This is a genomic window from Hymenobacter swuensis DY53, assembly GCF_000576555.1.
Taxonomy (GTDB): domain Bacteria; phylum Bacteroidota; class Bacteroidia; order Cytophagales; family Hymenobacteraceae; genus Hymenobacter; species Hymenobacter swuensis.
Genome location: NZ_CP007145.1, coordinates 1,129,312 through 1,139,808, shown reverse-complemented (window position 1 = coordinate 1,139,808; position 10,497 = coordinate 1,129,312). Strand labels below are relative to the sequence as shown.

General features: G+C 62.0%; 7 protein-coding genes. 5 read left to right on the top strand and 2 right to left on the bottom strand.

All coding sequences use genetic code 11. The features are described from left to right. Positions 1-290 precede the first annotated feature (290 nt). The 5 genes from HSW_RS06405 (at position 291) to HSW_RS06385 (ending at position 9,414) form a co-directional block, all read left to right on the top strand. On the top strand, positions 291-827 hold the full coding sequence (locus HSW_RS06405; protein WP_044001277.1) for a phage tail protein: 537 nt from the start codon (positions 291-293) through the stop codon (positions 825-827). Positions 828-854: 27 nt separating this feature from the next. Continuing rightward, on the top strand, positions 855-1,394 hold the full coding sequence (locus HSW_RS06400) for a phage tail protein (protein WP_044001276.1): 540 nt from the start codon (positions 855-857) through the stop codon (positions 1,392-1,394). A 39-nt stretch (positions 1,395-1,433) separates the two neighbouring features. Next, positions 1,434-1,985 (top strand): phage tail protein, encoded by a 552-nt coding sequence (locus tag HSW_RS06395; RefSeq protein ID WP_044001275.1) that lies wholly within the window; start codon positions 1,434-1,436, stop codon positions 1,983-1,985. Positions 1,986-2,081: 96 nt separating this feature from the next. Beyond that, a complete protein-coding gene (locus HSW_RS06390) occupies positions 2,082-3,026 on the top strand; it encodes a methionyl-tRNA formyltransferase (RefSeq protein WP_044001274.1) in 945 nt (314 codons plus the stop codon). 82 nt (positions 3,027-3,108) lie between these two features. Beyond that, a complete protein-coding gene (locus HSW_RS06385; RefSeq protein WP_155832853.1) occupies positions 3,109-9,414 on the top strand; it encodes a LamG-like jellyroll fold domain-containing protein in 6,306 nt (2,101 codons plus the stop codon). Positions 9,415-9,489: 75 nt separating this feature from the next. On the opposite strand, the gene HSW_RS06380 is transcribed toward HSW_RS06385, so the two are convergent. Together HSW_RS06380 and HSW_RS06375 are read right to left on the bottom strand one after the other, a co-directional pair. Beyond that, entirely contained in the window at positions 9,490-9,831 is a 342-nt protein-coding gene (locus HSW_RS06380; protein ID WP_044001272.1) for a hypothetical protein, read from the bottom strand. Positions 9,832-9,909: 78 nt separating this feature from the next. Continuing rightward, complete coding sequence (locus HSW_RS06375) at positions 9,910-10,467, bottom strand: YceI family protein (RefSeq protein WP_044001271.1); 558 nt, start codon at positions 10,465-10,467, stop codon at positions 9,910-9,912. Between the last annotated feature and the right edge of the window lie 30 nt (positions 10,468-10,497).

Below are 10,497 nucleotides of genomic sequence, written 5' to 3'. Positions count from 1 at the left end.
GGTGGTTTTTCAACTGCGTTTAACTTGACTCTATTCACTTATAAATCAAACACATATACCGCACTTACTCACTAAACGTCTTCACCAGTTGTACATTTTCAATCTTACATTAAAATACAAATATTCCTTTATTGCGTGAAATAGATCCTATATATTCGTCCCGCTTTCCGCTCCCTTTAGCCTCTGCGCAGGCTACATCCTTCCTCTACCTACCTATTGCCAGCTACCTATAACGTGGGATTCCCACGCGGCAGGCTTTTGTACGCCCACTCTTTCCTTAAACATCCTCTATGGACGCTTACACAGGCGAAATCCGCGCCGTCGGATTCAATTTTGCCCCGATAAACTGGGCTCTCTGCGCCGGGCAGATCATGCCCATCAACCGGTACACCGCCCTGTTCTCGCTGCTGGGCACCACATACGGCGGCGACGGCAAGACCACCTTTGCCCTACCCAACCTCTGCGGCCAGGCCATCGTGCAGGTCGGCCAGGGACCGGGGCTCTCGACCTACGTGCCGGGCCAGGTAACGGGCGTCGAAAATGTGACGCTGAACAGCCAGCAGATACCCGCGCATGTGCACGGACTGAGCGGCTCGTTTCTCGCCCAAAGTGCTCCGGGCGGCAAATCGGACCCAACCGGCAACTTCCCGGCTTCGACGGCAGACAACCAGTACAGCGAAGCTGGCGGCGGCGGGGTGATGGGGCCAAATATGATCAAGGGCACCGCGGGCGACGCCGGCGGCAACCAGCCCCATAGCAACATGATGCCGTCCCTGACCATCAACTACATCATTTGCCTAGCGGGCATTTTTCCGCCGCGCTCCTAACTCCCCCACTTCAACTGACTTTTACCTATGGATAATTACGTTGGCGAAATTCGCGTTTTTGCGGGCAGCTATGCCCCGGAAAACTGGGTCTTCTGCAAAGGGCAGTTGCTGTCTATCAACGACTATGACGTCCTGTACTCGCTTATCGGCACTACCTACGGCGGCGACGGACAGACGACGTTTGCCGTGCCCAACCTGCAGAGCCGGGTGGTGGTAGGCCAGGGGCAGGCGCCCGGGGGCTCAAACTACGTGATGGGCATGATGGCCGGGCAGGAATCGGTGACGCTCATGAACCAGCAAATGGCCGTGCATCAGCACCCCGTTCTGAGCGCCGCCGTCACGGCAATTAATGCGGGCGATACGGGGCAGGTCGGCCCCGCCGGTGCTTACTTCGGCAACCAGGCCGCCAACTCCTACGGGCCCGGCTCGGATACGAAGCTGAACGCGGGCACCGTAACCGGCCAGTCGAGCGTGGCGGGCGGCAACCAGCCGCACACCAACATTCAGCCGGTGCTGGCCACCAACTACATCATCGCCCTGCAAGGCATCTACCCGTCGTTCGACTAGCGCCGGCCCTCCTTTCCAACCGTATTTTTATCGTTTCAGATGGAAAATTTTCTCGGCGAAATTCGCCTCATGAGCTTTTCGCGCGCTCCACGGGGCTGGGCTTTCTGCCAGGGCCAGGCGCTGCCTATCAACCAGAACCAGGCGCTGTTCTCTCTGCTCGGCACGCAGTACGGCGGCGACGGCGTAACGACCTTTAAGCTGCCCGACCTGCGTGGTCGCGTGGCCCTGGGCCAGGGTCGCTCCCCCATCAGCGGCAGTACCTACAGCATGGGCCAAGTGCAAGGCCAGGAAGGGGTGGCGCTGACCGTGCCCCAGATGCCGCAGCACGTACATAGCACCTTCACGGGCACGCTCAACGCGGGTGGCGACGCCGACATCAACACGTCGGAAAACACTTTCCCTGCCGTTACCAGCTCCGATCCGGCCGTCAAGCCCTATTCAACGGGTACACCTAACGCCACAATGGGTGCGGCGCTGTCCGGCGCGGCGCTGGCCCCAGGCGGAGGTAATCAGCCCCATGAAAACCGGCAGCCGTTTCTGACCCTAAACTACGCCATTGCCCTGACGGGTATTTTCCCCTCGCGCGGCTAATCGCGCAGCAGCCAGGCCAGACCAAGCGTGCCGACCACCGATGGTAGCCGATCTGCTTCTGGTGGCTGACGCGGTTGGTCTGGCTTTTTTTCATCCATGCAAGTTGCCGTTATCATCAGCAGTCCGCTGGGCTGGCCCGCCCTGCAAGCCCTGGCTACCCAGGGTGGCGTGGCGGCCGTGGCCGTGCCGCGCTGCCCGCCCGAGGCCGAAACCGAGCAGCTGGCTGAGCAGGTAGCAACGCTGGGCCTGCCCGTTACGCGCCTGACACAGCAGCAGTTGGGCCCCGAGCTGGCCGCCTGGCTGGAGCCGCTCGCAGTAGCGGCAGTGCTGGTGTTTACCCTGCCCTGGCGCATTCCGGCCACCGTGTTAACGCTGCCTCCGCAGGGCTTCCTCAATTTTCACCTCGCCCCTCTGCCCGCCTACCGCGGCCCCGAGCCGCTGTTCTGGCTGCTGCGCAACGGCGAAACCACCGGAGCCGTGACCGTGCACCGCATGGACGCCGACTTTGACACGGGCCCAGTGGTACTGACCGAGCCGGTGCCCATCGGGCCGGGCGACACCTACGGGCTGCACCGGGCTCAACTGGCCGGGCGGGCGGCTCCGGTGGCCCTGCGCCTGCTTGCCAGCCTACGCGGCGAGGCGCCGCCACTGGCACCCTTTGCCCAGGCCGGGGCGCTGGCCCGCTACTGGCCCCGCCCCGGCCTAGCCGACGTGTGCGTGACCTGGGCGGAGCCGGCGGCAGCCATTGAGCGGCTGGTGCGGGCTACCAACCCCTGGAACCGTGGGGCCCTGACTTTTCTGCGCGGGCAGCCGCTACGCCTGCTGAGCGTGCTGCCCCATCCCAATGCCGCCACCGGCCCGGTAGCACCCGGCACGGTACTCCACGCCGACCTGACGACGGGGCTGTGGGTAGCCTGCGGCGCGGGCGAAGCGCTGCGCCTCGATATAGCAGCCTTGAAAGAAGGCTATTTCACTGGTAATCAGCTGGTGCAGCTAGGCATACAACCTGGCGAACTGTTGAGCGAAATTTCGGTAAAGTAACACCCAAGACGAAGAAAATTCCACCAATACGGAGTAGCTTTGTCTTTGAAAAAGAAAGAAATATATGAAAAAAAGCATACTCTTGAGTTTAATCCTGCTGTTTGTATCAGTCTTTGAAGTCTGGGCTCAGCGGACTACTATCCGAAGTCAGTCGTTTGAGAACGGCGAGGCGGTCAACTATACGTCGAATACATTCGACTTACGTGGTACGGGGGTTACACTGGCTAACAACCAGTACTTTACTATCACTACCACCAACCCACCGCAGAATCCTTCTGACGCATCAAACTATGCTTTTGGTGCCTCTACTGACCCCATCGCCATCAAAAACAGCGCGGGTACGGCGAACTACCCGGGCCGCTTCTGGATTGCGGAAGGGGTGCGCTGCACCAGCAACACCGGCGCCACCTGCGGGCGTGACCCGGGGAACGTAACGCTGACGTCCTTCGACGCGCGTGGGTACGACAACATCGAGGTAACGGTGTCGCTGGCCGACCCGCGCGGCCCGGGCTCGTTTACTAACACCGGAAACCCCACTACCCCGTCAGGCGGCTCATTTAATGCCGCCGACAAAATTGAAATTCAGTACTCAACTGATGGTGGTGCCAATTACACCACCATCGGGCGGTTCTCGGGCAATAACAATAACGGTTCCACTGGCTTCATGGAACTGGATGAAGACCTGGACACCGACGTCAACGACCAGGTTAAGGCGACGCTTAACTATCGGATGACGGATTATACATTTGGCAACAGCGCTTTTGCTACCATTCCCAGCTCCCCGGCTTCGCTGATGGTTCGGGTGGTGATAGACGAGCGTGGTTCTAGTGAAGAGTTGGCCTTTGACAACATCCGCGTCACGGGCATCCCTACTTCGGTGCAGCCGCCGACGCTAAGCGATGCGCAGACCGGGACGATCAATTACAACGAAGGTGACCCATCCACGCAGGTTACCAGCACCATTGCTGCCGGTAGCGCGACGGGCATCACCGGCGCAACGGTGACCATCGTCAGCAACGTCCTCTCGAGCGATGATGAACTGACCTTCACCCCAATTGCCAACGTTATCAGTGGCACGTACGCCAACGGTGTGCTGAGCCTGACGGGCAATGCCACGGCCGCCCAATACCAGACGGTGCTGCAATCAGTGAGGTACCGCAATAGCAATAGCGCTACGGCCAGGGGCGGCAACCGGGCTATTCAGTTTGTGGTGCGTAACGGCACCTCTACCAGTTCCACCGTGACGCGCAACGTGCTGGTAAAAGCCTTGCTGAGCGGCCCGGCTACGCTGCCGTATACGCAGGACTTTACCAGCGACGAGGAGGGTACCCGGTACAGCTCGAATACGTTTATCGGCAGCAATGGCTTCGCTTTTACCCGTACCAACGTCACGCCCAGTCCGTTGAATACGGGAGGCATTACGTTCACCAACATCAGCAACGGGTTTTACTGGTATGGGGTAAATGTCAACGCCGTCCTGCAAAACCCGGAGCGGGTTGGCCGGCTGGAAACCCAGCAGGTAGACGCGACCAACTTCGGCAATCTGAGGTTTTCCATCCGCCTGGGGGCTTCGTCGGGCAGTGGCGCGCGTTGGCAGAATACCGACTCGTTCAAGATGTACTACCGCACGGGCGGCAGCAGCGGTACCTGGAAGCTGTTCGGCTCGTTTCGCGGCAACACTACCTCCACCAACGGTACTGGGGACCTGAAGCAGGACCGGCCCGAAGACCTGGCCAACCTGCCCACGCTGCCGGCCGGCACCGCCACGGTGACCCCCGCGCTGACCAACTTTGACTTTACTCTTCCGGCCGACGCCAACCGGCAATTGGTGGATTTTAAGCTGGAGCTGATTGCCGACGATGGCGCGGCGGAATTTGCCTTCGACCTGATTCGGGTGACGGGCGACCAGCTGCCGACGGTGACCACCAGCGCGGCCACTACCATCACGAACAACAGCGCCATTCTGGGCGGCACCGTAAACGGCAACGGCACCACGGTGACGGAGCGCGGCGTGGTGTACAGCAGCAGCGACAATACGCCTACCATCGGCGAAGCCGGTGTAGTTCAGGACACCAACCCCTCCACCACCAGCCCCTTCTCGGAAAACATTATGGGTCTGACGGCGGCCACCACATACTACGTGCGGGCCTACGCCATCAACGCGGCGGGCACCAGCTACGGCGCGACGGAGACGTTTACTACTTCAACCACAGTAGCGTCCATTGTGCGGGCCGGTACCACCAACCCTACCAACGCCAGTCAGGTATCGTTCACCGTGACGTTTGCCACGCCGGTGACCGGACTGACGACCGGCAACTTCAGCCTCACCACGACCGGTACCCTCAGCGGTGCTTCGGTAGTCAGCGTGTCCGGCTCGGGCACTACCTACACGGTGGTCGTCAATACCGGCTCGAACTCGGGTACCCTACGGTTGAACCTGGACAGCAGTACTGGCCTCACGCCCACGGTGGGCAACCTGCCTTTCACCGGCGGCGAAGCCTACGACATCGACAAGACGCGCCCCTCGGTAGCCATCAGCAGCACGGCTGGAGTTGCGGGCGGCACTACGGCTACTTCGCCCATTCCGTTCACGGTGACTTTCTCCGAAAACGTGACGGGCTTCGTGGCCGGTGATGTGACCGTGATAAATGGCTCGATTACCGGCGGTACCGTGACTGGCACCAGCCCCGGCGCGGTGTATACCTTCACGGTGACGCCCGCCACGGCCGGCACCGCTACCACGGTAGCCGTACCCGCCAACGTGGCAGTGGATGCGGCCGGCAACTTCAACACTGCCGCCCCTTCGAATTACTCGCTCACCTACCAGCAGCCCACGGCCACGGTAACCTCCGTGACGCGCCTGGACCTCTCGCCTACGGCCGTACCCCAGGTGTTCTACCAAGTGGTATTCTCGGGCAATGTGACGGGTCTGACGGTCAGCAACTTCAGGGCTACTGTCACGAGCGGAACCATCACCGGCACTGGCATCAACAGCGTAGTTGGCTCGGGTACGACCTACAGGGTGGGCGTGAACACGGGTACCGGCGACGGCACCCTGCGCCTGGACGTGCAGAACAGCACAGGTACCACGCCCACGATTACGAGCGTGCCCTACACGAGCGGCGAGACCTACACCATCACCAAGAGTTTCGCGGCGGCCCCCACCCTGCGCATCCAGGCAGCCGGCAGCGCCAGCGGCAACGGCGACATTACCGCCTTTGTGGATGCGGTGCAGGTACTGAGCGGCGGCGCGACCTTCGCCAACGGCCTGCAAAACGGCAGCTTCGAGACCAACAACGTAGCCCCAGGCACCTTCAAGAAGACGGCCGACGGCGTAATTGCCACGCCCTGGAGCTTCACCGGCCTCTCCGGCGTGTCGCGTAACGGCAGCGCCTTTGGCTCGACGGCCGCCGACGGCGACGCGGTAGCCTTGGTGCAAAGCAACCCCGACAACAACGCCAGCATCTCGCAGAACCTGGGCGTACCTACGGGCAGCTACCAGGTCCGCTTCCGGACCATCCAGCGCAACTACACCTCGCTTGACCAACGGTTGAACGTATTCGTGAACGACGTGTTCGTGGGCAACATCCAGCCCAACAACATTCCGACGTACGACACCTTCACTTCGGCCTCATTCAGCGTGACGGCTCCGGCCCTGACGGCCACCGTCAGCTCCTCGGCCGCCGCTACGGGCAGCACGACCACCACCAGCCCGATTCCTTTCTCAGTGAGCTTCTCCGCGAGTGTGGGCACCAGCTTTACCGATGCCGACGTGACCGTGACCGACGGTACCGTGACTACCGGCAGCTTCAGCGGCAGCGGCGCGGGGCCTTACACCTTCACGGTGACGCCCACCACGCCCGGCACGGCTACTACGGTAAGCCTGGTGGCCGGTGTAGCCCAAGATGCCAACAACACCCCGAACTCGGCCAGCAACGCGTACAGCGTTACCTACAACCAGCCCCAGACAGCGGCCCCGACTGTCACCATCCCCTCCAACGGCGCCACGACCAATAGTACCCCCACTTCCCTGGGCTCGGCCGTGGTTGGCAGCACGGTACGGGTGTACATTGATGGGGTGCAGGTTGGCGCAGCCGTCACCCCCAACTCGGGCGGCACCTGGATCCGGACCTACTCCGGCCTGCCGCCCCTGACCAGCGGAACCCACACAGTGTATGCTACGGCCCAGCTCCCCGGCCAACTGGTGAGTGCCCCCAGCCCCACCAACACGTTCACGGTGCAGGTACCCGCTACCTATAGCAGCAGCGCGGCCACACAGGCCAGCACGGCGCGCGTGGTAGCTGGCAGCACCAACCAAGCCATTCTGCAGGTCGCCATCGTCATTGGCGGCGGGCCGGATGCACCGATTAGCGCCACCTCGTTCACGTTCACCACGACCGGCAGCACCAGCCCGGCTGATATTGCGGCAGCCCGCGTGTACTACACTGGTACCAGCAATACCTTCGCCGCCACTAACCAGTTCGGCTCCGCCACGGCCAGTCCCAACGGCAGCTTCACCATTGGCGGTAACCGGCAACTCGTCAACGGCACGAACTACTTCTGGCTGGTGTACGACGTGGCCCCCGGCGCGACGATTGGTAACGTACTTGATGCCACCGCACCAAGCTTCACCTTGTTCGACGGATCGTTCCCGAGCACGAGAAACCCCAGCACCCCGGACCCAGCCGGCAACCGCCAGATTGTGCGGATCAGCCGCGTGGCGGGCACCGCGTTGCGCTTCACCGGGGATGCTACCTCTGGATACGTGGACTTCAGCGCCAGCACTACCCCAGCCCCGCTGCTGAACACCGGCACGAACGGCGCCTACACCCAAGTGGCGTGGATCAAGCCGGCCATTGGTACGGGCAGCACTAACTACTACGTGCTGGGCAACGGCACTAGCAACTCGGCCGCGCCGTATATCTACGTAACCGGCAACGGCCGCCTGGGCGCGGGCTTCGGCACGGGTACCGCTACAGTGAGTCGTCAAACCGGCCCTAATACTGTATCAGCCAACGAGTGGCACCACGTAGCGGCTACCTACACGGGCAGTTCCCTGACGTTGTACCTCGACGGGGTAGCTCTGAGCAGTGGCGGCGCCAGTGGCACTCCGGCTGCCACGCGCGTCAACTACATCGGCAACGTAGCGGCCTCGGGTAGCAACAACTTCCCCGGTGATATTGATGAAGTAAGCCAGTGGAACCAAGCCCTGAATGCAACAGAGCTTCGGCAGCTCCGGCACTTGACACTCTCGGGCACCGAAACTGGCCTGGTATCGTATGCGCAATTCAACGATGCCGGCACAACGACCACCGATGGTATTTCGGGCGCGGTGGGTACGCTTACCGGCGCGACCCGCGTGACCAGCACGGCTCCCGTAGGTGCCGGGGTCAGCAATCTGCAGTCAGTTACCGGTACTGGCAACTACTCATTCTCGGGCACCAACGTGGCCATCAACTTCACGGCTGTTGCCGGTGCGCCGTACGACGTGGTAGTAGCCCGACTGGAAGGCACGCCGCTGGGCACGCCAGTGAGTGACCCGAACCTACGCAGCACCCACACCCGGGCTTACTGGATTGTGGATAAATACAATGATAACACCTTCACGGCCGCTGTTACCTATACCCTCGACCCGGGCCTGATCAGTGCTGGTGACGCCGCAACGCCTTCCAACCTGAAGCTCTACAAGCGTGGCAGCAACAGCGACGGAGCCTTCGATGCACCCATTTCGGCTACGGCGGCCAACGCGGCGGCCAGCACGGTAACCTTCCCGGTTAACTCGTTCAGTCAGACGTTCATTGGCACCTACGGCAGCTCGCCGCTGCCAGTAAAGTTGGTGCGCTTCACGGCCGAGCGCAAAGGCAACGACGCGCTGCTGCAGTGGGCCACGGCTCAGGAGTTGAACAACGCATATTTCGAGGTGGAAAGCAGCGTGGATGGGCGCACGTTCCGGGCCATTGGCCGCGTAACGGGCCACGGCACCAGCACCCAGGCGCAGGAGTACAAGCTCACGGATGCCAACCTGGCCCGCTACGCCCGTTCGGTGGTGTACTACCGCCTGCGCCAGGTGGATCTGGATGGCACCAGTTCCCTTTCCGCCGTGCAGACGGTGCAGGTTCCCGGCGTCACCTCGTCGCTCACGGCTCTGGTGTTCCCGAACCCGGCCGCCGATCAGCTAACGGTACGCCTGAGCGGCCCGTACGGCAAGGCCCAGGGCTGGCTGTTTGATGCCCAGGGCCGCACGGTGCAGGAGCTTAGTCGCCCGCTGGCCGCCGCCGTCGGCTCGGATATCCACCTGTCGGTAGCTAACCTGCCTACGGGCGTGTACACCCTTCGCCTGGTCCTGGACGGACAGGTACTACACCAGCAGATTGTGGTGCAGCGCTAAGCCGTCGCTCAAAGCAAAAAGCCCCGACACGTTCTGTGTCGGGGCTTTTTTTGTGCTTGATGCGAGGCTGGCCGTTTAGCTGACTTTCAGGTTGCCGGCAGCAGTGATGAGCGTCTGGCCCAGGTGACGGAGCTGGTCGCCAGTGGCATCGTGAAGGTTGCGGGCAATAAGGGATGTTTCTTGGCCCAGGTGCTGCAACGAGCCTGCAATAGCGGCCCGGTCGTCGCGCTCCACGTGGCCGCGCAGGTTTCGCAGCTCGGCTTGCAGGCCGGTCAGGGCCGTGCCCCCGAGGCCGTCGAGGGCCGAAATCCAGCCGTCGATGTACCCGATACCGTTTTCAACGGGATGGTTGTGGTGGTTCTCCAGCGCATCATAGATGTTCTGAATGGTTTCTTCTATGCGGGCGTTGTGATTCATAGGTCAGTGGGGTTTAGGGACGGAACACAGCTGTCAGAAACTGTACGCCGCCTAGGCCGCTGGCGTTGCCCGTAGCCCCTACCGGCGGGCTGCCACCACCTCGAAAGCCAGCGTAAACTCATTGCGGATAGCGTAACTGCCCAGGTTCTGGAAAAAGCTGCTGGAATTGTGGTTGATGCCGAACTGCGTCCGGTCGAGCGTGACGGTACCGGTAGCGCGAAGCTGCCCGCCGGGGAGCGGGGTCAGCGTGAGCGGGAACTGTACCGGCCGGGTTACGCCGCGCAGCGTGAGCTGGCCGCTGGCCCGGCCGGCCCTGACTTCGCGCAGCACGAAAACGGCCGTTGGATATCTGGCCACGTCGAAGAAATCGGGGCCGCGCAGGTGTTCGGCCAGTTGGACTTGCTCCTGCTCAATGGTGCGCATATCGAACTCAAACCGGCCAGCGCGCAAGGTGCGGCCATCATAAGCGAATTGGCCCTGGCGCAGCTGCACGGTACCGGAAGGCGCGTAGCTTCCCACCTCGGCATAGCCGGTCCAGGTGACGCGGCTGGCGGTGGGGTTGATTTGGTACGTGTCGGTAGCGGGCCGGGCGGCGAGCAGCAGAAACAAGAGAAGCAGGGTGAATAGCGTTTTCATACGTGGGACGGGCTACAGGGTGAGTATCAG